Below are 26,035 nucleotides of genomic sequence, written 5' to 3'. Positions count from 1 at the left end.
TCCCGTCAGGCGCCGTCGGCGCGTGCGCGGACCGCGTCCGCGAACGCCTCGCCCCGCTTGTTGTAGTTGGTGAACATGTCCATCGAGGCGCAGGCCGGTGCCAGCAGCACGGTGTCGCCGGGCCGGGCGAGCCGCGCGGCCTCGGCGACCGCCTCGGACATCGCCCCAGTGTCGGTCCGTGCGAGCTCGACCACCGGTACCTCGGGGGCGTGTCGCGCGAGGGCTTCCCGGATGAGGGCCCGGTCGCGGCCCATCAGGACCGCGCCCCGCAGCCGCTTCGCCGCGCCGGATGCGAGGTCGTCGAAGGCGGCGCCCTTGGCGAGGCCGCCGGCGATCCAGACGATCGGGTCGTAGGCGGCCAGGGAGGCTTCGGCGGCGTGGGTGTTGGTGGCCTTGGAGTCGTCGACGTACGCGACCCCGTCGACGTCCGCCACGTGTTCGATGCGGTGGGCGTCCGGGCGGAAGGCGCGGAGCCCGTCGCGGACCGCGGCCGGCTTGACGCCGTAGGCGCGGGCCAGCGCCGCGGCGGCCAGCGCGTTGGCGATGTTGTGCGGGGCGGGCGGCCGGACGTCGGAGACCTCGGCCAGTTCCTGGGCCTGCTTGTGCCGGTCGGCGACGAAGGCCCGGTCGACCAGGATGCCGTCGACCACGCCGAGCTGGGAGGGGGCGGGGGCGGCCAGGGTGAAGCCGATGGCCCGGCATCCCTCCTCGACGTCGGCCTCGCGCACCAGGTGTTCGGTGGCCGGGTCGGCGGCGTTGTAGACGCAGGCCACCGCGTTGCCCTCGTAGATCCGTCCCTTGTCGGCGGCGTACGCCTCCATGGAGCCGTGCCAGTCGAGGTGGTCGGGGGCCAGGTTGAGCACTGCCGCCGAGTGGGCGCGCAGCGAAGGCGCCCAGTGCAGCTGGTAGCTGGAGAGCTCCACGGCGAGGACGTCGTACGTCTCCTCGCCGAGGACCGCGTCCAGCAGCGAGACGCCGATGTTGCCGACGGCGGCGGTGCGCAGGCCGGCCGCCTCCAGGATGGAGGCGAGCATCCGCACGGTGGTGGTCTTGCCGTTGGTGCCGGTGACCGCGAGCCAGGGTGCGGGCTCGCGGCCGTCGGCCCCCCGCAGCCGCCAGGCGAGTTCGACGTCGCCCCAGACGGGGACGCCCGCCTCGGCGGCGGCGAGGAACAGCGGCTTGCCGGGCTTCCAGCCGGGTGCGGTGACGACGAGTTCCGTGGACGGCGGCAGGGTGTCGCCGTCGCCGAGGCGGACGGTGACGCCGTCGGCCTCCAGGGCGGCGGCCTGCTCGCGGGAGCGCGCGTCGTCGCCGTCGGCGACGACGGTGACGCGGGCCCCCAGGCCGCGCAGGGCGCGGGCGGCGGGGATTCCGCTGACTCCGAGCCCGGCGACCGTGACGTGCTTGCCCTGCCAGTCCGCGTTGCTCACTTCTTTGCTGCCCATCCTGCGTAGAAGAGGCCCAGTCCGACGATGACGCACATGCCCTGGATGATCCAGAACCGGACCACCACGAGGACTTCGGACCAGCCCTTGAGTTCGAAGTGGTGCTGGAGGGGCGCCATCCGGAAGACCCGCTTGCCGGTCATCTTGAACGAACCGACCTGGATGACCACGGACATGGTGATCATCACGAACAGGCCGCCGAGGACGGCCATCAGGAACTCGGTGCGGGAGCAGATCGCGAGACCCGCGAGGGCGCCGCCGAGCGCGAGCGAACCGGTGTCGCCCATGAAGATCTTGGCGGGCGAGGTGTTCCACCACAGGAAGCCGAAGCAGGAGCCCATGAGCGCGGAGGCGACCACCGCGAGATCGAGCGGGTCCCTCACCTCGAAGCAGGCGCTGGGGTTGGTGAGTCCGGCCGCGTTGGCGCAGGACTCCTGGAACTGCCACAGCCCGATGAAGGTGTACGCGCCGAAGACCATCACCGACGCCCCGGTCGCCAGGCCGTCCAGACCGTCCGTCAGGTTCACGCCGTTGGACATCGCCAGGATCATGAACAGCGCCCAGACGACGAACAGGACCGGGCCGATCGACCAGCCGAAGTCCTCGACGAACGAGAGCTTGGTGGAGGCCGGGGTGTTGCCGCGGGCGTCGGCGAACTGGAGCGAGAGCACCGCGAAGGCGATGCCCACGATCAGCTGGCCGGCCATCTTCGCCTTCGCCCGCAGGCCGAGCGAACGCTGCTTGACGATCTTGATGTAGTCGTCGAGGAAGCCGACGAGGCCCATCCCGGTCATCAGGAAGAGGACGAGAACGCCGGAGAAGCGCATGTCCTCGCCCGTGATGACCTTCGCCAGGACGTACGCGAGGATCGTCGCCAGGATGAAGGCGATGCCGCCCATCGTGGGCGTGCCCTTCTTGCTCCCGTGGGTGCGCGGCCCGTCGTCCCGGATGAACTGCCCGTAGCCCTTGCGGGCCAGGAGCTTGATCAGCAGCGGGGTACCGACCAGGGTCAGGAAGAGCCCTATGGCCCCCGCGAAGAGGATCTGCCTCATCGGCCGGTGACCTCGCCCTCGGTCGAGTTCTCCAGCAGTGCCTGGGCGACCTTCTCCAGGCCGACCGACCGGGACGCCTTCACCAGTACGACGTCTCCCGGGCGCAGTTCACTGCGCAACAGGTCGACGGCCGCCTCCGCGTCGGACACGTGCACCGACTCCTCACCCCACGAACCCTCGTTGTAAGCGCCCAGACGCAGCCAGGAGGCTTCCAGTCCCCCGACAGCGACGAGCTTGCTGACGTTGAGCCGGACGGCGAGCCGTCCGACCGCGTCGTGCTCGGCGAGCGAGTCGTCCCCGAGCTCGGCCATCTGACCGAGCACCGCCCAGGTCCGCCTCTCCCGGCCCATGGCGGCGAGCGCGCGCAGTGCGGCTCGCATGGATTCGGGGTTCGCGTTGTAGGCGTCGTTGACGACCGTCACGCCGTCCGGTCGCTCGGTGACCTCCATGCGCCAGCGGGAGAGGGTGCCCGCCTCGGAGAGCGCTTCGGCGATCTCACCCACGGACAGGCCCAACTCATGGGCGACGGCGGCCGCGGCGAGCGCGTTCGACACGTGGTGCTCACCGTACAGGCGCATCGTCACCTCGCTGCACCCGGTGGGTGTGTGGAGGCGGAATGCGGGGTGTCCGTCGGCCGTGAGCCGTACGTTCTCTCCCCGTACGTCCGCTTCCGGGGCTTCCCCGAAGTGGACGACGCGGGCCTTGGTGCGCGAGGCCATCGCGCGCACGAGCGGATCGTCGATGTTGAGGACGGCGACCCCGTCCTCGGGCAGCGATTCGACCATCTCGCCCTTGGCGAGGGCGATCCGGTCCCGGCCGCCGAACTCGCCGATGTGGGCGGTGCCGACGTTGAGGACCAGGCCGATACGGGGCGGGACGAGTCCGGTGAGGTAGCGGATGTCGCCGACGTACCGGGCGCCCATCTCCAGGACCAGGTGCTCGGTCTCGGAGGTGGCGCGCAGGGCGGTGAGGGGCAGGCCGATCTCGTTGTTGAGGTTGCCGAGCGGGTAGACGGTCGGGCCCTTGCGCTCCAGCAGCTGGGCGATGAGGTCCTTGGTGGAGGTCTTGCCGGCGGAGCCCGTGAGGGCGACGACGGTGGCGCCGAGGCGCTCGACCACGGTCCGGGCGAGGGCCCCGAGGGCGCCGACGACGTCGTCCACGACGATCGCGGGCACGCCGACGGGACGGGTGGCGAGCACCGCCGCCGCTCCGGCCTCCACCGCGCCGCGCGCGAACTCGTGGCCGTCGACGCGTTCACCGGCGAACGCGGCGAACAGGCTGCCGCGCTCCACCTTCCGCGAGTCGATGACGACCGGGCCGTCCACGACGGCCGCCGGATCCGGTATGTCGTGCGGCTGCCCGCCGACGATGTGGGCGATCTCGGCGAGGGAAAGGGCGATCACTTGGTCATCCCTGACTGTTGTTCTCGGAACTGGGGGCGGCGGCGGGGGCGTTCGCGCCCGCCAGGCGCCGCAGGACGGCCGCGCGCAGGACCTCGCGGTCGTCGAACGGGCGTACCACCCCGTGGACGTCCTGGCCCTGCTCGTGGCCCTTTCCGGCGACCAGCACGGTGTCGCCGGGCTCGGCACGGGCGACGGCGGCCTCGATGGCCGCGCCGCGGTCGGCCTCGACCAGCACGTCGCCCCGCTCGTGCACGGGCACTTCGGCGGCGCCGGAGAGCATCGCCGCGAGGATCCTCAGCGGGTCCTCGGAGCGGGGGTTGTCGGAGGTGAGCACCGCGGTGTCGGCGAGCCGGGCGGCGGCCGCGCCCATCGGCCCGCGCTTGGTGGTGTCGCGGTCCCCGCCGCAGCCGAGCACGACGTGCACCCTGCCCTCGGTGACCTTGCGCAGCGAGCGCAGCACCGACTCGACGGCGTCGGTCTTGTGGGCGTAGTCCACGACGGCGAGGTACGGCTGCCCGGCGTCCACCCGCTCCAGCCGGCCGGGGACCCCGGGGACGGCGGCGACGCCGTCGGCGGCGGTCTGCGGGTCCACTCCGGCGACGGCCAGGGTGACGATGGCGGCGAGGCTGTTGGCGACGTTGAAGGGGCCCGGCAGCGGGGCGCGGGCGGCGATCTTCTCGCCCTTCGGGCCGACCACGGTGAAGGTGCTGTCGCGCGGGCCGACCTCGACGTCCTCGGCGCGCCAGTCGGCGTCCGGGTGGCCCTCGGCGGAGAAGGTCGTCACCGGCACGCCCGCCTCGGTCACGAGCCGGCGGCCGTACTCGTCGTCGAAGTTGACGACGCCGAGCCGGCTGCGCTCCGGGGTGAAGAGCCGCGCCTTGGCCTGGAAGTAGTCCTCCATGCCGGAGTGGAACTCCATGTGCTCCGGGCTGAGGTTGTTGAAGACGGCGACGTCGAAGACGCAGCCGTCGACCCGGCCGAGCACCAGCGCGTGGCTGGAGACCTCCATGGCGACGGCCTCCACCTTCCGCTCCCGCATGACGGCGAAGAGGGCCTGGAGGTCGGTGGCCTCGGGGGTGGTGCGCTCGGACTTGATGCGCTCGTCGCCGATGCGCGTCTCGACCGTGCCGATGAGGCCGGTGGCGCGTCCGGCGCCGCGCAGTCCGCCTTCGACGAGGTAGGCGGTGGTGGTCTTGCCGGAGGTTCCGGTGATGCCGAGCTGGAGCAGGGCCTCGCCCGGGTGTCCGTAGATCTCGGCGGCCAGTTCGCCCATCCGGCCGCGGGGGTCGTCCACGACCAGGACCGGCAGACCGGTCGCGGCGGCGCGGTCGGCGCCCGTCGGGTCGGTGAGGACGGCCGCGGCGCCGAGGCCGGCGGCCTGGGCGACGAAGTCGGCGCCGTGCATCCGGGCGCCGGGCAGGGCCGCGTACACGTCGCCGGGGCGGACGGCCCGCGAGTCGTGGGTGATGCCGGTGACCTCGCCCGTGCCGGGCGGTTCGACGCCGAGCCGGGCGGCCAGTCCGGCGAGCGGGGTGGGCCGGAGGCGTTCCGGTCGGGGCGCTCCCGGGTACGTCACGGGCTCGTCCTTCCGGGTGGTTCGGGACTGATCAGCGTGGGGCACGGCGGTGAGCGTACCGGGACCACCGGGCCCGCCGCGAAGTGAGGGGCCGGGGTTTCGGAAGTTCTCGTTCCGGTTCCCGGGGTCGGGGGAGATGGTTGTCACGGAGAGTTCCCTAGGGCGGTACGGAAGGGTGTGGCGGGGCGGCCCGGGGTGTCCGGGGGCCGGGCGGGGACGGCGCGGGCGGGGCGCCGCGCCGCTCAGCCGCCCGGCCGGAAGGAGACCGGCAGCTTCGGCGGCTCGTCCCCGGTGGGCCGGGTCTGGAGGGTCTTCAGCGCGAACTCCATGACCTGCTTGTAGATCGGTCCGCAGATCTGGCCGCCGAAGTAGCTTCCCCGGGTGGGGTTCTGGATCGCGCAGTACACGGTGATCTCCGGGTCGTCGGCGGGCGCGAACCCGGCGAAGGACGCGGTGTACCCGTCGTAGACGCCGCTCACCGGGTCCACCCGGTTGGCGGTGCCGGTCTTGCCCGCCACCCGGTAGCCCGGGATGCGGGCCTTGGTGCCGGTGCCCTCCTCGTCGCCGACCACCGACTCCAGCATCTGCGCGAGCGTCCTGGCGGTCTTCTCGCTCACCACCCGGGTCTTCTTCGGCTCGGGCGCGGCGGTGAAGACGCCGTCGGCGTCCGTGGTGCCGCGGACGAGCGTCGGGGCGACCCGTACGCCGCCGTTGGCGATGGTGGAGTAGACGGAGGCCGCCTGCATCGCGTTGAGCGAGAGTCCCTGGCCGAACGGGATCGTGTACTGCTGCGAGGTGGACCAGTCCTTCGGCTGCGCGAGCAGGCCCTTGGACTCGCCCGGGTAGCCGAGGCCGGTGGTCGAGCCGAGGCCGAACTTGCGCAGGTAGGAGTAGAGGACCTGGTTGGCCTCGGCCTGCGTCCTGCCGAGCTGGCCGGTGGCGAGGATGGTGCCGATGTTGCTCGACTTGGCCAGGACGCCGTTGAGCGTGAGGTACCAGGTCGGGTGGTCGATGTCGTCCTTGAACAGGCGGTCGCCCCGGTGCAGCCGGTTGGGCACGGTGACGTGGGTGCCCGGGGTGGCGACGCCCTCCTCCAGCACGGCCGCCATGGACATCACCTTGGCCGTGGAGCCCGGCTCGTAGACGTCCTGGAGGGCGGCGTTGCCGAGCGAGGTGGCGTCGGCGGCCGCGAGGTCGTTGGGGTCGTAGCCCGGGGAGTTGGCCATGGCCAGCACCTCGCCCGTCCTCGTGTTCTGCACGATGACATAGCCCCGGTCCGCCTTGGACTTCGCGACCTGGTCGCTGATGGCCCGCTGGGCGGCCCACTGGATGTCGCGGTCGATGGTGAGCTCCATGTCGGTGCCCTCGACCGCCGGGGTCTCCTGCTTGCCCGCGGTGGGCACCAGCCGGCCGCCGGCCTGGGCGTAGCGGACCGTGCCGTCCTCGCCGGACAGCTCCTCGTCCAGGGACGACTCCAGCCCGCCGCCGCCCTTGCCGTCGGCGTTGACGAATCCCAGTATCCCGGCGGCCAGATCCCCGTTGGGATACACCCGCTTGGTCGTGGGCTCCTGGAGGACGCCCGCCAGCACGTTGGCGCCGGGACCGCCGGCGGCGGCGTCCTCGGACGCCTTCTCGGCGAAGACCGCCTTGAGGTCCTTGATCTGCTTCCAGACCTGCGGGGTCTGCCGCCGGGCGAGCACGGTGTAGCGGCTCTTCGGGGTGGACAGCTTCTTCGCCAGCTCGTCCGCCTCCTTGCCCAGGATCGGCGCCAGCAGCGCCGCGGCCTGCTGCGGGGCGTCGGGCGCCTTGCTCTGTTCGGGGGTGAACATCTGCGGGTCGGCGGTGATGTCGTGGGCGTCCACGCTGGTGGCCAGCGCGATGCCGCTGCGGTCGGTGATCTCGCCGCGCTCGGCGGCCACCGTGTACTCCAGGTAGCGGTTCTGCTCGGCCTTCGCGGCGTACGCGCTCGCGTCGACCGCCTGCACCTGGAGCAGCCGGACCACGAAGGCGGTCATCACCAGGGTCAGGGCGAGGCTGACCAGCCGGAGCCGGGGCCGGGGGCTGCCCAGCCTGAGGGTGCGGGGCGGCCGGCGTCCGCCGGCCGGTGGGCGCCGGCCGGGCTCGGGCCGGGGGCGCCGCGCCGCGGGCCGGGGCCGGCCGGTACCGGAACGGGGGCGGGCGGGGCCGGGCACGCGGCGGCGCGGCGGTTCCTGGGGCGGCACTGCGTCACCTGCCGGGGCTCGTCGGGGACGGGACGGCCGTGCCGGACTGCACGGCCTCTGCTTCGGGCTCGGTCTCCGCCTCGGCCCCGGCGCCGGCCGGGGACGCGGTCGCGGGGGCGGCCGGCGCGGGACCGGACGGGGAGGCGGAGGGAACGGCGGCGGGCTCCGGCTCCTCGGTGGGCGTCGGGGCGGGCGTGGGCATCGGTTCGGCGGTCGCCTCGGCCGGCTCGCCGCGCACCGTGCCGTCGGGTTCCAGGAAGGCGGGGCTGCCGCCGGGCACCATGCCCAGTTCGCGGGCGCGCCGCTCCAGGGCGTCCGGCTGGGAGAGGTCGTCGACGTCGCGCTGGAGGGCCTGCTCCTCGTCGGTCAGCTCGGTGGTCTTCTTCTTGACCTCGCTGAGCTCGAACGACCCTTCGTTGAGCGCGGAGTTGAGCAGCAGCAGCGTGATCAGTCCGCCGCCGAGTAGCAGCACGACCAGCAGCACGAACGGGGTGCGGGCGGCGTTGCCGGGGCCCGACGGCATCAGCCGGGCGAGCCTGCCGGCCCGGCCCTTCAGCTCGGCGGCCGACCGGTTCACCGCACCGCCCCCGCGCCGCCGGTCACCGCTCGTCCTCGCGGACCCGCTCCGCGCCGCGCAGCCGGGCGGGGGCGGCCCGCCGGTTCTCGGCGATCTCCTCCTCCGTCGGCAGCTCCGCGCCGCGGGTGAGCAGCTTGAGGCGGGGCTGGTAGCGCTCGGGGACGACCGGCAGGCCGGGCGGCGCGGTGTTGGCGGCGCCGGCCGCGAAGACCTGCTTGACCAGCCGGTCCTCCAGCGACTGGTAGGACAGCACGGCGATCCGCCCGCCGACGGCGAGCGCCGCCACCGCGGCCGGGATCGCCCGCTCCAGCACGGTCAGCTCGCCGTTCACCTCGATGCGCAGCGCCTGGAAGGTGCGCTTGGCGGGGTTCCCGCCGGTGCGCTTGGCGGCCTGCGGGAGGGCGTCGCGGATCAGTTCGACCAGCCGGGCGCTGTTGGTGAAGGGTTCCTTCTCGCGGGCGCGCACCACGGCGGAGACGATCCGCTTCGCCTGCTTCTCCTCGCCGTAGGCGCGCAGGATGCGGACGAGTTCGCCCGGCGCGTAGGTGTTGAGGACCTCGGCGGCGCCGATGCCCGTCGTCTGGTCCATGCGCATGTCGAGCGGCGCGTCCTGGGCGTAGGCGAAACCGCGGTCGGCCTCGTCGAGCTGCATGGAGGAGACGCCGAGGTCGAACAGGATGCCCTGGACCTTGGGGACGGACAGCGTGGCGAGGACGTCGGGCAGCTCGTCGTAGACGGCGTGCACGAGGGTGGCCCGGTCGCCGTACGGGGCGAGGCGCTCGCCGGAGAGCCGCAGCGCCTCCTTGTCCCGGTCGAGCCCGATCAGCCGCACGGAGGGGAAGCGTGCGAGCAGGGCCTCGCTGTGGCCGCCGAGCCCGAGGGTGCAGTCGACGACCACCGGTGCGTCGGGGCCGTCGGCCTCCAGAGCCGGGGCCAACAGGTCCAGGCACCGGTGGAGCATCACCGGGACGTGTCGGGTCTGGCTCACAGCGCCCTCTCAGGCTCAGTCCCGCGGGCGGCACGTGCGGCCGGGTCCCCGCCCGCTCAGAAGGGGAGGTGGGCCGGCGCCGGGGAAGGGGCGTCGGCCGACCGTGAGCGGGAGAGGGCCGGGCCGCGCGTGGGCCGCACATCACGGGGGAAAAACGGAATATGCAGGTGCAGGCTCGGTCGGTAACTTCGCGTCACTTTAGTCCACCCTGCCATCCCGCCGTCCGACCGACGCCGATTCACCGGACCCCCTGGCGCGTCGTCCACCTGTCCGAGCACCGAAGCCCACTCGTACGGATGACAGATCATCCGCCTTGTGGATTACCTCACAACACCCCCGATGGACGACGCTCTCCGGTGTCCCGGCGACGCCCCGGGGGCCGGGTCGGGCTAACGTCATCCCCATGTCGACTTCCGCGCACCCCGCTCCCGAACCCGCCACCGCCACCGCGGCCCGTTCCGGCGGCACCGTCACCGACCGTCTGGTCGAGGCGAACGCCCGGTACGCCGAAGAGTTCAGCGACCCGGGCATGGACGCCCGCCCGGTTCTCCAGGTGGCCGTCGTCGCCTGCATGGACGCCCGCCTCGACCTGCACGACGCGCTCGGCCTGAACCTCGGCGACTGCCACACCATCCGCAACGCCGGCGGCGTGGTCACCGACGACGTGATCCGCTCGCTCACGATCAGCCAGCGGGCGCTCGGCACCCGCAGCGTGATACTGATCCACCACACCAACTGCGGCCTCGAATCGCTGACCGAGGGCTTCCGCCAGGAGCTGGAGGCCGAGGTCGGCCAGCGCCCGGTCTGGGCCGTCGAGGCGTACTCCGACGCCGACCAGGACGTGCGCCAGTCGATGCAGCGGGTGCGCACCTCGCCCTTCCTGCTGCACACCGACGACATCCGCGGCTTCGTCTTCGACGTGACCACCGGCCTGCTCCGCGAGATCCTGCCGGCCTCCTGACCCGCGGACTCCCCCGGTCCGCCCCGGTCGCCTCCGCGGCCTCCCGTACCCCGGTCCGTGCCTCCGCGACGCCCCAGCGAGGGCGACATCACGGCAACATCCGACATATCGCCCGGAGTTGCCCGGCTGCGAGTGACACGAAGCGGTAACGGCGACGAGAATGCGGAGGTGACACTCCCCGGGTCCTCCGGCGGAGTGTCCGTACACCGGGGTGGGCCGGGCCGTCGTGACGGCGCCGGCCCGTTTGCGAGGGGCCGAGGAGGGCCGGGGTGACGACCTATGACGATCGAGCGAGCCTCACGGATCTGACCACGACGGCGGAGCGGGTGCGCGCGTCGGTGGAGCAGGTGATCGAGGGCAAGCCGGAGGTCGTGCGGCTTTCGCTGACCGTGCTGCTGGCGGAGGGGCATCTGCTGATCGAGGACGTGCCGGGGGTCGGCAAGACCATGCTGGCCAAGGCGCTGGCCCGGTCCATCGACTGTTCGGTGCGGCGCATCCAGTTCACGCCGGACCTGCTGCCCTCCGACATCACCGGTGTGTCGATCTACGACCAGCAGCGGCACGAGTTCGAGTTCAAGCCCGGTGCGATCTTCGCCCAGGTGGTGATCGGCGACGAGATCAACCGCGCCTCGCCCAAGACCCAGTCGGCACTCCTGGAGTCGATGGAGGAGCGCCAGGTCACCGTCGACGGGCACAGCTACGAACTGCCCGACCCCTTCATGGTGGTGGCCACCCAGAACCCGGTGGAGATGGAGGGCACCTACCCGCTGCCCGAGGCCCAGCGCGACCGCTTCATGGCGCGGGTCTCCATCGGCTATCCCAGCCCGGAGGCCGAGCTGCGGATGCTCGGCACGCACGGCGCGCTCAACCCGCTGGACGACCTCCAGCCGGTCGCGCACGCCCACGACATCGTCAAGCTCATCGAGGCGGTCCGCTCGGTGCACGTCGCCGACGCCGTCCGCCGGTACGCGGTCGAGCTCGTCGGCGCCACCCGCGGCCACCCCGACCTCCGGCTCGGCGCGTCGCCCCGCGCCACCCTGCACCTGCTGCGGGCGGCGAAGGCGTCCGCAGCGCTCGCCGGACGCGACTACGCGCTGCCCGACGACGTCCAGGCGCTGACGGTGGCGGTGCTCGCGCACCGTCTGCTGCCGACCGCCCAGGCCCAGCTCAACCGCCGCACCGCCGAGCAGGTGGTGCTGGAGATCCTTCAGCGCGTCCCGGTGCCGACCTCGCCGGACGGGCCCGTGGTGCCGCAGCCCAACCGGTACGCGCGGCAGCAGCCCCGGGTCGGCGGACCGTACGACGCACGGCGGATCTGATGGCGGCCGGGGGGACGCCGGACGACGGCGGGCGGACGCCGCTGCGCACGGTCGTCGGCGGGCTGACCACCCGCGGCCGGTCGTTCCTGGCCGCCGGGGCGGCCGCCGCGGTCTGCGCGTACGTCCTCGGCCAGAGCGACCTGCTGCGGATCGGACTGCTGCTCGTCGCACTGCCGGTGATCTGCGTGGCGGTGCTGCACGGAACCCGCCACCGGGTGGTGGCCGACCGCAGGCTGACGCCCTCGCGGGTCCCGGCGGGCAGCGAGGCGCGGGTCCACCTGACCCTGAACAACGTCTCGCGGCTGCCCACCGGCCTGCTGATGCTCCAGGACCAGGTGCCGTACGTCCTCGGGCCCCGTCCCCGGTTCGTCCTGGACCGGGTGGCGCCGGGCGCCCGCCGCGAGGTGTCCTACCGGGTCCGCTCCGACCTGCGGGGCCGGTACCCGCTCGGCCCGCTGGAGCTGCGGCTCGGCGATCCCTTCGGGATGTGCGAGACGGTCCGCTCCTTCAGCGGCCGGGACACCCTGGTGGTGATCCCCCGGACCGAACCGCTGCCGCCGCTGCGGCTGGCGGGCGAGGCGTCCGGCTACGGCGAGGGGCGCCAGCGCTCGCTCGCCCTGGCCGGCGAGGACGACGTGCTGCCGCGCGGCTACCGCCACGGTGACGACCTGCGGCGCGTCCACTGGCGGTCCACCGCCCGCTACGGCGAGCTGATGGTGCGCCGCGAGGAACAGCCGCAGCGGGCCCGCTGCACGGTGCTGCTGGACACCCGCTTCGGCGCGTACCGGGGAGCGGGTCCGGACTCGGCGTTCGAGTGGGCGGTGTCGGGCGCGGCGTCCGCCCTGGTCCATCTGCTGGAACGGGGGTTCGCGGTGCGGCTGGTGACGGACGACGGGGAGTGCGTGCCGGGCGAGGGCTCGGACGGGTTCGCCGGTTCCACCCAGGAGTCCGCCCACTCCACCGGGCTGCTGCTGGACGCCCTGGCCACGGTCGAGCACTCCGACGGCACGGGCCTCGCCCCCGCCCACGACGTGCTGCGCGGCGGTGACGAGGGCCTGCTGCTCGCCTTCCTCGGCGATCTGGACGAGGAACAGCTCGCGGTGGCCGCCGCGATGCGCCGCCGCAGCGGCACCGCCGTCGCGTTCGTGCTGGACGGCGCCGCCTGGGCCCCGGACGCCCTCTCCCTCCTCACCCCCGCCCCCGCCCCCGCCGTGCCGTACGAGGACCGGCTGCGGCTGCTGCGGGAGGCCGGCTGGGCCGTGGTGCCGGTGGCGCCCGGAGCGGTCCTGGCCGAGCTCTGGCAGCAGGCCGGGCAGCCCGCCGGCCCGCCGCCCGCCCGGAGCGGCGGCGGCGCGTTCGAGGGGAGCCGGTCATGAGCGGCCGCGGCAGGCTGGCGCTGAGCGCCTGGGCCGCGACCCTGCTGGCGTCGGGCGCGCTGCTGCCCCTGGTCGAACCGGTCGGCTGGCTCGTGCAGGCGGCGCTGCTGCTGTCCGTGCAGAGCGCCGCCGGCGCGGCGACGCGCCGCCTCGGGTGGGCGCGCGCCCTGACCGTGGCGGTCCAGCTGCTGGTCACGCTGGTCGCGCTCGTCCTGGTGTTCGTCCGCGACCAGGCCCTGTTCGGGGCGGTTCCGGGCCCGCAGGCGCTGCGGGCGCTCGGGGAGCTGCTGACCACGGGCACCGAGGACGTCGGCCGGTACGCGATCCCGGCGCCCATGACGGACGGCATCCGGCTGCTGCTGGTCGGCGGGGTCCTGGTGATCGGGCTCGCGGTCGACGCGCTGGCGGTGACCTTCCGCAGCGCCGCACCGGCCGGACTGCCGCTGCTCGCCCTCTACTCGGTGGCCGCGGGGCTGTCCGACGGCGGGGCGAAGTGGCTGTGGTTCCTGCTGGCGGCCGCCGGCTACCTGCTGCTCCTGCTGGCCGAGAGCCGCGACCGGGTCACCCGGTGGGGCAGGGTCTTCGGCGGGTCCGGGGTTCCCGGCCGGACCCCGCCCGCCGAGGGCAGGACGGCACGGGTGCGGACGGGCCACCGGATCGGGGTGGTCGCCCTCGGCGTCGCCCTGGTCGTGCCGGCCGGTCTGCCCGCGCTCGACGGGGGCCTGCTGAGCGGACTCGGCAACGGCTCCGGCGGCGGCGGCGGTTCCGGCGGCGCCTCGGCGGTCAAGCCGCTGGTCGCGCTCCAGGACAACCTGAACCAGCCGGAGAACCGCGAGGTCCTGTCGTACAGCACCAACGCGGGCGACCCGCTGGGGTTCTATCTGCGCATCCTCTCCCTCGACCGGTTCACCGGCAGCGAGTGGCTGTCCTCGCGGGACGAGCCGGAGGACCTGCCGGACCGGTTCCCGCAGCCGGCCGGGCTGGGGCCGGACGTCGCGGTCACCGAGGTCACCGCGAACGTCTCGGCCTCGCGCAGCTACCGCCAGGAGTACCTCCCGATGCCCTACCCGGCCACCGAGGTCCGGGTCGACGGCCGGTGGCGGTACCAGGAGGAGACCGGGGTGGTCGTCGGGACCGACGGGCAGACGACCAGCGGCGCCCGCTACGAGGTGGGCAGTCTGCTGGTGGAACCGACCGCCGCGCAGCTCCGCGCGGCGCCCCCGCCGCCGGACGACCTGCGGCGGGCCTACACCCAGGTGCCCCGCTCGCTGCCCGAGGTGGTCGCACGGACCGCGCGGGACGTGACGCAGGGGGCGGCCGATCCGTACGAGCGGGCGGTGCGGCTCCAGGACTGGTTCGCGCACGACGGCGGCTTCACCTACGACACGACGGTGAACTCCGGCTCCGGCACGGCGGCCATCAGCCGGTTCCTCAAGGACAAGCAGGGCTTCTGCGTGCACTTCTCCTTCGCCATGGCGGCGATGGCCCGGACGCTGGGCATCCCCGCCCGGGTGGCGGTGGGCTTCACCCCCGGCGCCCTGCAGACCGACGGCACGGTGTCGGTCGGCCTGAAGGACGCGCACGCCTGGCCGGAGCTGTACTTCGAGGGCGTCGGCTGGACCCGTTTCGAGCCGACCCCCACCCGTGGCACCGTGCCGTCGTACACCGTGCCGGACGCGCCCTCCGGCCAGGAGGCGGCCCCCGCCGCCCCGAGCGCATCGGCCTCGGCGCTCCCCTCCGCCGCCCCCTCCGCGTCCGAGAGCTGCGCGGCCGCGCAGCGCAAGGAGAACGAGTGCGGCACGGCACGGGCGCCGGCTGCGGCGGGGCAGGGCGGTTCCGGCGCGCCGCCGGCCACCGTGGCGCTGACCGGGGCGGGGGTGGCGCTGCTGGTGCTGCTCCTGCTGGGGCCGGTGCTGTGGCGGACCCGGGTCCGCACCCGCAGACTGCACTCCTCCGAGGGCCGCGCGCCGTCGGACACGGTGGCCAGGACCCTGTCGGCGTGGCGGGAGATCACCGACACCGCGTGGGACCACGGCATCCCGCCCGCCGACGCGCTCACCCCGCGCAAGGCGGCGGCGCGCGTCGTCCGGCTGGGCGGCCTCGCCCCGGAACCGGCCGCCGCGCTGCACCGGGTGGCGGGAGCGGTGGAGCAGGCGCTGTACGCGGCGTCGCCCCGCCCGCCGTCCGGGCTGGCGCAGGACGCGGCGGCGGTACGGGCCGGGCTGCGGGAGCAGGCGTCCCGCGGGGCGCGTATCCGCGCGACGCTGCTACCGCGCTCGGCCGTCCGGGTGGTGTGGGCACTGACGGAGCGCCGGGCGTCGGTCGTCCGGCGGCTCGCCGAGAAGGGGAGCCGGGTGGCGGACACCGTCCGGCCGCGCCGGCCCTTCCGCCGGGGTGCCTGACGTCCGCCTGACGTCCCGCCGGGGTGCCTGACCTGCCGGCGGGACGTCCGGCGGACACGGGTGAGGGGCGGTCGCACGGATGCGACCGCCCCTCACCCCTCACCCCTGGCCGTTCCTGCTCCCGAACGCCAGAAAACCCGCCCCCGGCGGCTACCGGGGGCGGGCGATGTTCATTGGCCCTGTTCGTCGCGGCGGCGCTGCCACCGTTGTTCGATACGGTTCATCATCGACCGGCGCTGCCGGGGCCGGCGGCTTCCACCGGAGCCGCCGTTGCCCGCCTGCGGTTGTTCGCCCGGCTTGGGTGCCTTGCGCCATCCGGTCACCGCGAGCACGGCACACCCGAGCATCACGAGGAACCCGACCACGCTGATCCAGATCTGCTGGGCGACCATTCCGGCCATGAGGAGCGCGATACCCACCAGGAAGCCAGCGACCGCCTGGTAGACCCGTCGTCGGGTGTACGTACGCAGCCCGCTTCCCTCGAGCGCTGTCGCGAACTTGGGATCTTCGGCGTACAGCGCTCGCTCCATCTGCTCGAGCATGCGCTGCTCGTGCTCCGAGAGCGGCACGGAGTCCTCCTCGTCGTCGGCCGCGGGGGCGACCGGGTGTGCGGCCCTTCCAGGATAGGCAGGGATTCGCCCCCGTGAAACCTGCCCACTAGCCCACTAGCCAGTCCGGACCGCCAAGTCGGCTCGGCTGCTGAGGCGTAGATTCCCCGACGTCCGATCCGTCATGCCGGATGGTGTCCCCCGATCATACGGGGCGAGGGGCCCGAACGGGGGCCCGAGTCGCTACTCCGTGTGCGGCTGCGCCGCTGATCAGCCGCGCTCCGGACGCCCGGCGTGCGCGCGGCCCGCCGGAGCGCGGCGGGATCAGCCGCGGCGCTCGCCGAGAACGTGCAGCTGGGTGGCGACGGAGTGGAAGGCCGGGAGCTCCGCCGCGGCCGTCTCCAGCTTCAGCAGCGCCTCCATGGCGCCGGGTTCGGTGTCCACCAGGACGCCGGGGACGAGATCGGCGAAGACCCGCACGCCGTGCACCGAGGTGACCTCCAGGCCGGCGTCCGCGACCAGGGCGGAGAGCTGCTCGCTGGTGAAGCGGCGGGGCACCGGGTCGCCGTCGCCCCAGCGGCCGGCCGGGTCGGTGAGCGCCTGCCGGGCCTCGGTGAAGTGGCCGGCCAGCGCACGGGCCAGCACGGCTCCGCCGGAGCCGGCGGCGAGCAGGGAGAGCGAGCCGGACTCGCGGAGCGCGGCGACGGCGTTGCGGACGCCCTCGGCCGGCTCGTCGACGTACTCCAGGACGCCGTGGCACAGGACGGCGTCGTAGCCGCCCCGGTCGACCACGTCGAAGAGGCCCAGGATGTCGCCCTGCACGCCGCGGACGCGGTCGGCGACGCCGGCCTCCTCGGCGCGCCGCTCCAGGGCGAAGAGGGCGTTGGGGCTGGGGTCGACGACGGTGACCCGGTGGCCGAGGCGGGCTGCGGGCACCGCGAAGTTGCCCGTGCCGCCGCCGGTGTCCAGGACGTCCAGGGCGTCCCGCCCGGCTTCCTCGGCCCGGCGGTCGAGCGCCTCCTTGAGCACCTCCCAGACCACGGCGGTACGGAGGGAGGCGCGGGGGCGCGGCTGGTCCGACACGGCAGATGACTCCTCGGCACGGGGGCCGCCGGGGACGGCGGAGCGTGAACAGTGCAGGTGGTACAGGCGCTCACCACCTTATTGCCTCGCGCCGCCGCCCCGGTCACCGCGCGTCCGGGCGCTCACCCCGGGGGCCCGGGACGCCCCGCCGGGGGCCGTCCGGCCGGGGGACGCCCTCCGGGGCGGCGGCCGGCACCGGGTGCGGGAGGGTGGGGCTGAGCGCGAGCAGCCGTTCCACCAGCCGCAGGAACATCGCGGCGTCCCGCAGCAGGTCGTCGGCGTCCCGGCTGCCGGCGGCGCTGCGTATGCCGGCCTCGGCGCGGGCCCGGCGGTCGGCCCCGGCGGCGAACAGGGCGCACCACTCGGTCAGCTCGGGCGCGATCTCCGGCAGCACGTCCCAGGCGCTGCGGATGCGCTCCCGGTGCCGCCGGGTCGCCTCCGGCCTGCCCCGGGCGGCGAGCACCGCGGCGGCCGCGCGCAGGGCGGCGAGGTGGGCGGTGGCGTACCGCTCGTGCGGGGCGGGCAGGACGGCGGCCTCGTCGAGGCCGGCGTGCGCCTTGGCGAGGAGGTCGAGTGCGGCGGGCGGCGCTCCGGCGCGGCGCAGCACGGGGTGGACGTCGTCCGGCGGACCGGCCGGAGAGGGGACAGGGCTGCCTGCGCGGCGCCGCGGAGCGGCTGCTGCGGACGAGCGGGCCATGACGAACCTCCTGTCGTCGTGTGACGGCTGCGTGGCCGTCTGTGTCCATGGTGACGGCCCCCACTGACAGTGCCCCGAAAAACCGGCATGACCTGCACCTTTGCCCCGGAGGCCGGTTCCGGCTAGTTTTTGCACTGACCAGTCAGTACAAAGAGATTCCGGGGGCGAGGACGATGGACGGCACCGACGGGGCGCCGGTGAGCGCCGAAGGGCTCGGGCTGCGCGGCCCGCGGGGGTGGGTCTTCCGGGGCGTCGGCTTCGACGCGGAGCCGGGGACGCTGATCGCGGTGGAGGGGCCGTCCGGCTCCGGCCGCAGCTGCCTGCTGCTCGCGCTCACCGGCCGCATGCGCACCACCGAGGGGCACGCCGAGGTCGGCGGCCACCGGCTGCCGGGGAAGCTCGCCGCGGTGCGGCGGATCAGCGCCCTCGGCCCGGTGCCCGGTGTCAGCGAACTCGACCCCGCACTCACCGTCGCCGAGCATCTGCGCGAACGCGCCCTGCTGCTGCGCCGGTTCGCCGGCCCGCCCCGCGCCCTGCTGCGCCCCCGCCGGGAGCGGGCCGCCGGCGCGCGGGCCCGGATCGACGCGGCGCTGGACGCCGCCGGGCTGGACACCGGCGCGCTGCCGAAGGCGGAACGCACCGCGGTGCGGGACCTGGAGCGGCTGGAGTCGCTGCGGCTGTCGGTGGCGCTCGCGCTGATCGGCCGCCCCCGGCTGCTCGCCGTCGACGACACCGACCTGGGGCTCTCCCCCACCGGCCGCGCCGAGGCGTGGGAGCTGCTGCGGTCGGTCGCCGCCACCGGCACCACCGTGCTGGCGGTGTGCACCGAGGCGCCCGACGACGCGCTGACCGTCCGTACCACCACCGTCCGCACCACCACCGCCCGGACCGCCGTGCCCGGCGCGGGCGACGCACAGGAAGGGGCGGAGCATGCGTTCGCCGAGACTGGCCGCGCTTGAGCTGAAGCGGTTCACCCGGGGCCGGTTGCCGCGCGCCGCGCTGGTCGCGCTGCTGCTGCTGCCGCTGCTGTACGGGGCGCTGTACCTGTGGTCGTTCTGGGACCCGTACGGCCGGCTGGACCGGATACCGGTGGCCCTGGTCAACGAGGACACCGGGACGCGGACGGACGGGAAGCGGGTGGCGGTCGGGGACGAACTCACCCGCAGGCTCCGCGACTCGGACACCTTCGACTGGCACGAGGTGGACGCCGCGGAGGCCGGGCGCGGCGTCGAGGACGGGACCTACTACCTCTCGCTGACGATGCCGGCCGACTTCAGCGCCCGGATAGCCTCCAGCGGCGGCGACTCCCCGGAGACCGGGGCGCTGCGGGTGCGGACCAACGACGCCAACAACTACATCGTCGGGCAGATCTCCCGCACGGTCTTCGCGGAGATCCGCAGCGCCGCCTCGACCCGCGCCTCCCGGAGCTTCCTGGACCGGATCTTCATCGACTTCTCCGGGCTGCACGACTCCACCGCGAAGGCCGCGAAGGGCGCCGACGAGGTGGAGAGCGGCGCCGCCCGCGCCGAGCGCGGCGCGAAGGACCTGGCCGCCGGGCTCAAGGAGAGCAAGGACGGCAGCAAGCGGCTGTCGGACGGCGTCGTCCGGCTCGGCCGGGGCGCGGCCGACCTCGCCTCCGGTTCCCGGCAGGTCGCCGACGGCACGAAGCTGCTCGCGGCGAAGGTCAACGGCGTGGCGAAGGACGTCCGCCCCTTCCTGAAGGACAACGGCGAGGCGATCGGCGACACCGCCCGGCTGGTCTCCGACTCCTCCCGCGCGGTGCGCGACCACCTGGACCTCCTGGTGACGGCGGCCCCCGCCGCAGCGACGGCGGCGCACACCGCCTCCGACGACCTCGCCGAGGTCTACCGGACCCGCTGCGAGGCGCAGCCGGTGCCCGACGCCACCGCCTGCCCGCCCCTGAAGAAGGCCGTCACGGCCGCCGCCGACACGGCTCGGGTGGCCGACGACGTGAACGCCCTGGTGGAGAACGAGGACGGCGACCTGACGAGGCTCCGGTCCCGGCTGACGGAGCTGGGCGAGCAGGCCGACGCGCTCGCCGCGCGCGCCCCGCACCTGGACACCGACCTGGAGTCGGCCGTCGCCAGGGTCAACGCCCTCGACTCCGGCGCCCAGCGGGTCGCGGCCGGCGCCGGGACGCTGCGCACGGGGCTCGGCACCGCCCGCACCGGGGCGTCGGACCTGGACACCGGCCTCGGGAAGCTCTCGTCCGGCGCGACGACGCTCGACCGGGGCCTGGTGAGGCTGACCGACGGCTCGGCCTCTCTCGCCGAGGGGCTGAACGACGGCGTCGGCAGGATCCCGGACTACGACGAGGCCGAACGCGACACCCGCACGGGCGTCATGTCCGATCCGGTGCGGCTCGCCTCCTCCTCGCTGCACGCCGCGCCGAACTACGGCACCGGCTTCGCCCCCTACTTCATCCCGCTCTCCCTCTGGGTCGGCGCGATGGTGGCGTACATGCTGATCCAGCCGCTCAACCGGCGGGCGCTCGCCGCGGGGGCCGCCGCCCGGCGGATCGCCGTCGCGGGCTGGCTGCCGGTGGCCGCGATCGGCCTGCTCCAGGTCGCCGCGCTGATGTCCGTACTCCACTGGGGGCTCGGGCTGGAGATGGCGCACCCGGTCGGGACGCTCGCCTTCCTGGCACTGGTCACCTGCTGCTTCGCCGCGATCGTGCAGTGGCTCAACGCCCGGTTCGGTGCGGCGGGACGGATTCTGGTGCTGGCGGCGCTGATGCTTCAGCTCACCTCGGCGGGCGGCACCTATCCGGTGCAGACCAGCCCCGGCTTCTTCGCCGCGATCCACCCGTTCCTGCCGATGAGCCACGTGGTGGACGCGCTGCGCCGGCTGATCACCGGGGGCGGGCTCGGACCGGTGTGGCAGGCCGTGCTGGTGCTGTCGGCGTTCACGGCCGGCGCGCTCGCGCTGACCGCCCTGTCCGCACGCCGCAAGCAGGTGTGGACGCCGGCGCGGTTCCACCCGGAACTCAGCCTGTGACCTCCGCCGGACCTGTGACAATCGGTGCCATGGAAAGCAGTGGCACCGCAAGCAGTGGCACCACCCGCCGGCAGGCGACCCGGCAGAAGCTCTACGAGGCCGCGGTCACCCTCATCGCCGAGAAGGGGTTCTCCGCCACCACGGTGGACGAGATCGCCGAGCGGGCGGGCGTCGCCAAGGGCACGGTCTACTACAACTTCAAGAGCAAGACCGAGCTGTTCGAGGAACTGCTGCGGCACGGCGTGGGCCTGCTCACCGCCTCGCTGCGCCGGGCCGCCGAGGAGACCGCCGCGCGCGGGGCGACCCGGGTGGAGGCCCTGGACGCGATGATCCGGGCGGGCCTCGTCTTCATCGACCGCTACCCGGCCTTCGCCCAGCTCTACGTGGCGGAGCTGTGGCGCACCAACCGCGCCTGGCAGGCCACCCTGCTGGTGCTGCGCCAGCAGCCGGTGGCGGTGGTCGAGGAGGTGCTGCGGGAGGCGGTGGCCGAAGGCGAGCTGAGCGGCGAGATCGACATCCCGCTCACCGCCGCCGCGCTGGTCGGGATGGTGCTGGTGGCGGCGCTGGACTGGAAGGCGTTCCAGCCGGAGCGTTCGCTGGACGAGGTGCACTCGGCGCTGTCCCTGCTGCTGCACGGCCGGGTCACCGGGCGCTGAGCCGGCGGCGGTCCGGCCGGGTCGGCGGACGCCGGACCGGCGACGGGTCCGGGCCGGGAGCGGAAGGAAACGCCGGTCCCGCGCGGTTCGAATCCCCCTCGAACCGGGCCGGACCGGCGTCCGTGCGCCTGCCGCAGGGCCGTCCCCCGTGACCCCGTGTCCCCCGTGGTCCGGACGCCCTTCGGCCGTGCACCGTCGCGGCGGGTGTGCGGCACCGCTCCGCAGCCCCGTGCCGGCGGTGCGGTGCCGCATCCCTTTCCGTGGTCCCCACTCTTCCGTGCCGCGGGGGCGCCGCCCATCCGCGCTCGTACTCATCGTGGTGTCTGGGTACGGATACTCAGCTCCGGGCGCGAGGGCCCGCCGGGGGTCCTCACGCCGTACGATCCCTTGCGTGTCCGTACTCCCCCTGGTCTTCACGAGCGGATGGGCGAGCGGGATCAACGCCTACGCGGTGGTCCTGCTGCTCGGCGTGTTCGGCGCGACCGGCGTCAGCGACGAGGTCCCGGCGTCCCTCCAGCGCACCGACGTGCTGGTGGTGGCCGGGGTGCTGTTCCTCGTCGAGGCGGTCGCCGACAAGGTGCCCTACCTGGACTCGTTCTGGGACGGCGTGCACACCGTCGTCCGGCCGGCGGCGGGGGCGGTGGTCGCGGCGCTGCTGGCGGGCGAGAGCGGTTCGCTCCCGGAGCTGGCGGCCGGGGCGGTCGGCGGCTCGACGGCCCTGATGAGCCATCTGGTCAAGGCGGGCACCAGGATGGCGGTGAACTCCTCCCCCGAGCCGTTCAGCAACGTCCTGCTCTCCACCGCGGAGGACCTGGGCGTGGCCGGGGTCGTCACCTTCGCCATGTTCCACCCCTGGGCCGCGGCGTCGGTCGCCGGCGTGCTGCTCGTCCTCGGCGTCGTCGTGGTGGTGCTGACGGCCTCCCGCATCCGGCGGTATCTGCGGCGCCGGGCCGAACGCCGCGAGGCCCGGCGCCGCACCGGCGACCGGTGGCCCTGACCCGGCGGAGGGCTGTCACGGCGGCCGCCGGGGCGCTCGGTAAAGTCACCGGCATGGCACGTATTGCGGTGATCGGCGCCGGGACGGGCGCGATGTCGGCGGCGGCCCGGCTGGCGGTGGCGGGGCACCGGGTGACGGTGTACGAACGGTCCGCGACGCACGGCGGTTCGCTCGGCCGCCACGAGCGGGACGGCTTCGTCTTCGACACGGGACCGGCACTGCTGCACCTGCCCGCCGTCCAGCGGGACCTGTTCGTGAAGACCGGCAAGGAGCCGCTGGAGAGTTGCGTCACGCTGACGCAGGTGGACCCGGCGAGCCACCACGTCTTCGCGGACGGCACCCGCGTCTCGCTGCCCAACGCCTCCCGGGCGGGCGTCGTCGCCGCGCTCGACGGGGCGCTCGGCGCCGGGGCCGGGGCCCGCTGGGGCGACTTCCTGGACCGGGCCCGGGACGCCTGGGACCGGTCGCGCCGGCCGCTGCTGGAGGAACCGCTGCGCGAGGACTGGGAGGTGCTCGGCCGCGACCCCTATCCGGCGGTCCGCACCCGCCGGCTGCTGCGCACCCGCAGCGCGTCGACCCTCGCGGAGATCGGCGCCTGGGAGCTGGCCGACCCCCGGCTCGCCGCACTGCTCGGCGCGCACGCCCTGGCCTACGGTCTCGACCCGCGCACCGCCCCCGCCTCCGCGGCCCTCCTGCCGTACATGGAGGAGACGTTCGGCACCTGGTACGTCACCGGCGGGATGCGGGCGCTGGCCGACGCGATCCACGCCCGGTGCGTGGCGCGCCGGGTGGAGTTCGTGTTCGGCGCCGAGGTGGTCGGAGTCCTGGAGAAGGACGGCCGGGCGGCGGGTGTGGAGCTGGCCGACGGCACGGTGGCCGAGGCGGACCACGTGGTGCTGGGGGCGTATCCCCGTGCCGGTCTGGTGCCCGGCCGGGAACTGTCGCCGGCCGGCCCGGCGGCGCGGCCGGATGACGCGGCGGCGGCGCCGGGCCGGTTCGTGGTGATGCTGTCGCTGCGCGGGGCGCGGGAGGCGGGGGCGCCGCACCGCACGGTGGTGCACACCCCGAAGGCGGCGGCCGAGCAGGAGGCGGTCTTCGGCGGCCGGGTCGCCGCGCGGCCCACGGTCGTGGTGCTGCGGCCCGACGACCCGTCGACCCGCCCCGACGAGGCGCACGAGGCGGTGACGCTGGTGGCGACGGTGGCCCCCCAGGGTCCGGTGGACTGGACCGACGCCGCGGTCCGCGACGGATTCGCGGACGCCATGGAGCGGGATGCCGAGACCGCCCTTCCGGGCCTGGGCGGGCGGGTGCTGCGCCGTGAGGTGCGCACCCCCGCGGACACCGAGGCGTCGACGGGCGCGGCCGGCGGTTCGGTGCCCGCGCCCGCGCTGGCCGGCGCGGGGGGCGCCGCGCTGCGTCCGGCCAACCGCACCGGGCTGCCGGGGCTCCACCGGGCTGGCGGGTGGGCGCACCCGGGCGGCGGTCCGGCGCACGCCGGCATGTCGGGCGCGCTGGTCGCCGGGCTGATCGTGGAGGGCGACGCCTTCCGGGGCTCGCGGTGACCGGCTGCCCGTGACGGCCTCCCGGTGACGGCCTCCCGGTGACCGGCTCACGGCACCCCGGCTCGCGGCACCCCCAGCTCGCCGGACCCCCGGAGAGGCGGCGCCTTCCGGTGACCCGCCGAGGACGGACGAGGGGCCGGTCCGGACACCGTCGCGGTGTCGGGGCCGGCCCCTCGCGGGTCCGCGGCGGCGGACCGCCGGGATCAGTAGCGGTACTGCCCGTCGTAGCCGGGGTCGTAGCCGTTGCCGTAGGGCGCGGGCTCCTCCTGCGGCGGCTGCGGGTACTGCTCCGCCTCACGCTGCTGCGGCACCCAGACCCCGCCGGGCGGGGTCTCCGAGCCGTAGGGGGTCTCGCCGTACTGCGGCGCCGCGTACGGGTCGGGGGCGTACTGGTGCTGGCCGCTCCAGCTGTCGTGTCCTGCGTAGGGGCCCTCGGACGGCCCGCCGCCGTGGCCTCCGTGGTAACCGTCGGAGTCCGGGTAGGCGGCGGCCGGGGTGCCGGGGCCGATGTACGGGTCGGAGTAGGAGGCGTAGCTCTGCTGGTCGCCGTAGCCGTAGGCGCCGCCGCCGTAGGAATCGGCCGGAACGGCGCCGCTCCGGTCCGCGTACGGGTCCTCGTAGCCGGCGTGGGCGGGCTGGTCCCGTCCGTCGCCGTAGCCGCCGTGGCCCGCCGAGTCGTACGGGGAGGCGTAGGGGCTGTCCCGGTAGACGCCGTACTGGCCGGTCTCGTCGGGCAGCGGCTCGGGTGCGTAGACGGAGACGGGCGGGCCGTCGGGACGCTCGGGGAACTCCGGGCCGGCCGGGCCGGCACCGGGGTCGGACACCTCCAGGTCGGAGACCTCCAGCGTCGGCTCCTGCCGGGCGGGGCCGTCGGGGCCGGTCGCGCGCCGCCTGCGGCTGGCTCCCGGATTGCCGCCGAGGGCCCAGCCGGTGGAGAAGCCCTTGCGGAACGACAGGGTGACGTAGGTCTGGCCGGCCGCGAAGGTGATCGCGCCGAGGGCGATCACCGGCACCGAGGGGATCAGCACGCCGAGCACCACGCACAGGAACCCGGCGAACGCCAGCAGCCGCCAGCGCAGTCGCGCCTTGTACTGCAACAGCACCTCGCCGAGCAGCCACAGCGCGACGATGCCGAAAGCGATGTACAGGACCGTCCAGCCCACGCCCCGCCCCCTTCTACGGCCACCGCCCCGATGGGTGGCGGGTACGGCCGGTCAGGACTGCTTGTGCAGTCCGAGGTTCTCGTAGATCTCCAGCGTCGCCGTCGAGTTGTTGAGCGTGATGAAGTGCAGTCCGGGAACACCCTCGGACAGCAGCTCCGCGCAGAACTCCGTTGCGAACTCGATACCGATGGAGCGTACAGCGGCGGGGTCGTCCTTGACGGCGAGGATGCGTTCTTTCAGTGAAGAAGGCACCGCCGCGTTGCTCAACTGCGGGAATCTTTCGAGCTGTTTGACGCTCGTGACCGGCATGATCTCCGGAATGATCGGCGTATCGCAACCCGCCGCGACGACCCGGTCACGCATCCGGAGGTAGTCCCGCGGTTCGAAGAACATCTGCGTGATGGCGTAGTCGGCGCCCGCGCGGCACTTGTCCACGAAGTGGCGGACGTCGGTCTCCCAGTCCGTGGACCGGGGGTGCATCTCGGGGAACGCCGCGACGCCGACGCAGAAGTCGCCGGACTCCTTGATGAGCCGCACCAGGTCGGCGGCGTACCGCACGCCCTGCGGGTGCTCGACCCACTCGGCCATGGGGTCGCCCGGCGGGTCTCCGCGCACCGCGAGGATGTTGCGGATACCGGCGTCGGCGTACTGGCCGATCATGTTGCGCAGTTCCGCGACCGAGTGGTTGACCGCGGTGAGGTGGGCGACCGGGGTGAGGGTGGAGTCGGCGGCGATGCGCTCGGTCGCCCGGACCGTGCCGGCCCGGGTGGAGCCTCCCGCCCCGTACGTCACGGAGACGAAGCTCGGACGGACCGCCTCGACCCGGCGGAGCGCGTTCCAGAGATTGCGCTCGCCCTTCTCGGTCTTGGGCGCCCAGAACTCGAAGGAGTACGAGGTCGCTCCGGAAGCGAGCACGTCACGCACGGTGCGCGCGTGATCCGTCCTGATGGAGGGGTTGCCGAGGGCCATAGGGGGAGATTAACCAGCGCG

At 74.3% G+C, this 26,035-nt stretch carries 21 protein-coding genes; 9 read left to right on the top strand and 12 right to left on the bottom strand.

Annotated elements, in window-relative coordinates; genetic code table 11:
• Window positions 1–5: 5 nt before the first annotated feature.
• From murD to rsmH, 7 genes are all read right to left on the bottom strand, one after another.
• Window positions 6–1,445: a UDP-N-acetylmuramoyl-L-alanine--D-glutamate ligase gene (gene murD, locus Q0994_RS08545; protein WP_299531082.1), complete on the bottom strand. Its 1,440-nt coding sequence runs from the start codon at window positions 1,443–1,445 to the stop codon at window positions 6–8.
• On the bottom strand, window positions 1,427–2,497 hold the full coding sequence (mraY, locus tag Q0994_RS08540; RefSeq protein WP_299531080.1) for a phospho-N-acetylmuramoyl-pentapeptide-transferase: 1,071 nt from the start codon (window positions 2,495–2,497) through the stop codon (window positions 1,427–1,429). The genes murD and mraY overlap by 19 nt, the downstream gene beginning before the upstream one ends.
• Window positions 2,494–3,900: a UDP-N-acetylmuramoyl-tripeptide--D-alanyl-D-alanine ligase gene (gene murF / locus Q0994_RS08535; protein WP_299531078.1), complete on the bottom strand. Its 1,407-nt coding sequence runs from the start codon at window positions 3,898–3,900 to the stop codon at window positions 2,494–2,496. Before murF ends, mraY begins: the two co-directional genes overlap by 4 nt.
• 4 nt (window positions 3,901–3,904) lie before the next feature.
• Window positions 3,905–5,476: a UDP-N-acetylmuramoyl-L-alanyl-D-glutamate--2,6-diaminopimelate ligase gene (locus tag Q0994_RS08530; RefSeq protein ID WP_299531076.1), complete on the bottom strand. Its 1,572-nt coding sequence runs from the start codon at window positions 5,474–5,476 to the stop codon at window positions 3,905–3,907.
• Window positions 5,477–5,718: 242 nt separating this feature from the next.
• Entirely contained in the window at window positions 5,719–7,698 is a 1,980-nt protein-coding gene (locus tag Q0994_RS08525; RefSeq protein WP_299531074.1) for a penicillin-binding protein 2, read from the bottom strand.
• A 4-nt stretch (window positions 7,699–7,702) separates the two neighbouring features.
• Window positions 7,703–8,275 (bottom strand): septum formation initiator family protein, encoded by a 573-nt coding sequence (locus Q0994_RS08520; protein WP_299531072.1) that lies wholly within the window; start codon window positions 8,273–8,275, stop codon window positions 7,703–7,705.
• 22 nt (window positions 8,276–8,297) lie between these two features.
• Window positions 8,298–9,263, bottom strand: coding sequence for a 16S rRNA (cytosine(1402)-N(4))-methyltransferase RsmH (rsmH, locus tag Q0994_RS08515; protein ID WP_299531069.1), 966 nt, complete (start codon window positions 9,261–9,263; stop codon window positions 8,298–8,300).
• Window positions 9,264–9,666: 403 nt separating this feature from the next.
• On the opposite strand from rsmH, the gene Q0994_RS08510 reads away from it, so the two are divergent.
• The 4 genes from Q0994_RS08510 to Q0994_RS08495 all read left to right on the top strand — a co-directional run bounded on the left by Q0994_RS08510 (window position 9,667) and on the right by Q0994_RS08495 (window position 15,321).
• Complete coding sequence (locus tag Q0994_RS08510) at window positions 9,667–10,224, top strand: carbonic anhydrase (protein WP_299531066.1); 558 nt, start codon at window positions 9,667–9,669, stop codon at window positions 10,222–10,224.
• A gap of 269 nt (window positions 10,225–10,493) precedes the next feature.
• Window positions 10,494–11,543, top strand: a complete 1,050-nt coding sequence (locus Q0994_RS08505) for a MoxR family ATPase (RefSeq protein WP_299531064.1) — start codon at window positions 10,494–10,496, stop codon at window positions 11,541–11,543.
• Window positions 11,543–12,919, top strand: coding sequence for a DUF58 domain-containing protein (locus Q0994_RS08500; protein WP_299531062.1), 1,377 nt, complete (start codon window positions 11,543–11,545; stop codon window positions 12,917–12,919). The genes Q0994_RS08505 and Q0994_RS08500 overlap by 1 nt, the downstream gene beginning before the upstream one ends.
• Entirely contained in the window at window positions 12,916–15,321 is a 2,406-nt protein-coding gene (locus tag Q0994_RS08495; RefSeq protein WP_299531059.1) for a DUF3488 and transglutaminase-like domain-containing protein, read from the top strand. Before Q0994_RS08500 ends, Q0994_RS08495 begins: the two co-directional genes overlap by 4 nt.
• Window positions 15,322–15,491: 170 nt before the next feature.
• Here the strand turns inward: Q0994_RS08495 and Q0994_RS08490 are convergent, their stop codons facing one another.
• From Q0994_RS08490 to Q0994_RS08480, 3 genes are all read right to left on the bottom strand, one after another.
• Window positions 15,492–15,890, bottom strand: coding sequence for a DUF3040 domain-containing protein (locus tag Q0994_RS08490; RefSeq protein ID WP_299531057.1), 399 nt, complete (start codon window positions 15,888–15,890; stop codon window positions 15,492–15,494).
• 303 nt (window positions 15,891–16,193) lie between these two features.
• Entirely contained in the window at window positions 16,194–16,952 is a 759-nt protein-coding gene (locus Q0994_RS08485; RefSeq protein WP_299531055.1) for a methyltransferase, read from the bottom strand.
• Between the two features lie 103 nt (window positions 16,953–17,055).
• Window positions 17,056–17,649 carry an SAV_6107 family HEPN domain-containing protein gene (locus tag Q0994_RS08480; RefSeq protein ID WP_299531053.1) on the bottom strand — a complete coding sequence of 198 codons (594 nt, stop codon included), beginning with the start codon at window positions 17,647–17,649 and terminating at the stop codon, window positions 17,056–17,058.
• Window positions 17,650–17,822: 173 nt separating this feature from the next.
• Between Q0994_RS08480 and Q0994_RS08475 the strand changes: the two genes are divergently transcribed.
• The 5 genes from Q0994_RS08475 to Q0994_RS08455 all read left to right on the top strand — a co-directional run bounded on the left by Q0994_RS08475 (window position 17,823) and on the right by Q0994_RS08455 (window position 23,882).
• Window positions 17,823–18,608: an ATP-binding cassette domain-containing protein gene (locus tag Q0994_RS08475; protein WP_299531051.1), complete on the top strand. Its 786-nt coding sequence runs from the start codon at window positions 17,823–17,825 to the stop codon at window positions 18,606–18,608.
• Window positions 18,580–20,667: a YhgE/Pip domain-containing protein gene (locus tag Q0994_RS08470; RefSeq protein ID WP_299531049.1), complete on the top strand. Its 2,088-nt coding sequence runs from the start codon at window positions 18,580–18,582 to the stop codon at window positions 20,665–20,667. The genes Q0994_RS08475 and Q0994_RS08470 overlap by 29 nt, the downstream gene beginning before the upstream one ends.
• 29 nt (window positions 20,668–20,696) lie before the next feature.
• On the top strand, window positions 20,697–21,323 hold the full coding sequence (locus tag Q0994_RS08465; protein ID WP_299531046.1) for a TetR/AcrR family transcriptional regulator: 627 nt from the start codon (window positions 20,697–20,699) through the stop codon (window positions 21,321–21,323).
• 391 nt (window positions 21,324–21,714) lie between these two features.
• Window positions 21,715–22,320 (top strand): DUF4126 domain-containing protein, encoded by a 606-nt coding sequence (locus Q0994_RS08460; protein WP_299531044.1) that lies wholly within the window; start codon window positions 21,715–21,717, stop codon window positions 22,318–22,320.
• 53 nt (window positions 22,321–22,373) lie between these two features.
• Window positions 22,374–23,882 (top strand): NAD(P)/FAD-dependent oxidoreductase, encoded by a 1,509-nt coding sequence (locus tag Q0994_RS08455; protein WP_299531041.1) that lies wholly within the window; start codon window positions 22,374–22,376, stop codon window positions 23,880–23,882.
• A 203-nt stretch (window positions 23,883–24,085) separates the two neighbouring features.
• Here the strand turns inward: Q0994_RS08455 and Q0994_RS08450 are convergent, their stop codons facing one another.
• Window positions 24,086–25,045 (bottom strand): hypothetical protein, encoded by a 960-nt coding sequence (locus Q0994_RS08450; protein ID WP_299531038.1) that lies wholly within the window; start codon window positions 25,043–25,045, stop codon window positions 24,086–24,088.
• 51 nt (window positions 25,046–25,096) lie between these two features.
• Window positions 25,097–26,014, bottom strand: a complete 918-nt coding sequence (gene metF / locus Q0994_RS08445; protein WP_299531035.1) for a methylenetetrahydrofolate reductase [NAD(P)H] — start codon at window positions 26,012–26,014, stop codon at window positions 25,097–25,099.
• Window positions 26,015–26,035: the final 21 nt, after the last annotated feature.

Source organism: uncultured Streptomyces sp., assembly GCF_947488945.1.
Lineage (GTDB): Bacteria > Actinomycetota > Actinomycetes > Streptomycetales > Streptomycetaceae > Streptomyces.
The sequence above is the reverse complement of the archived record's forward strand: the minus strand, read 5'-3'. Positions and strand labels throughout refer to the sequence as shown.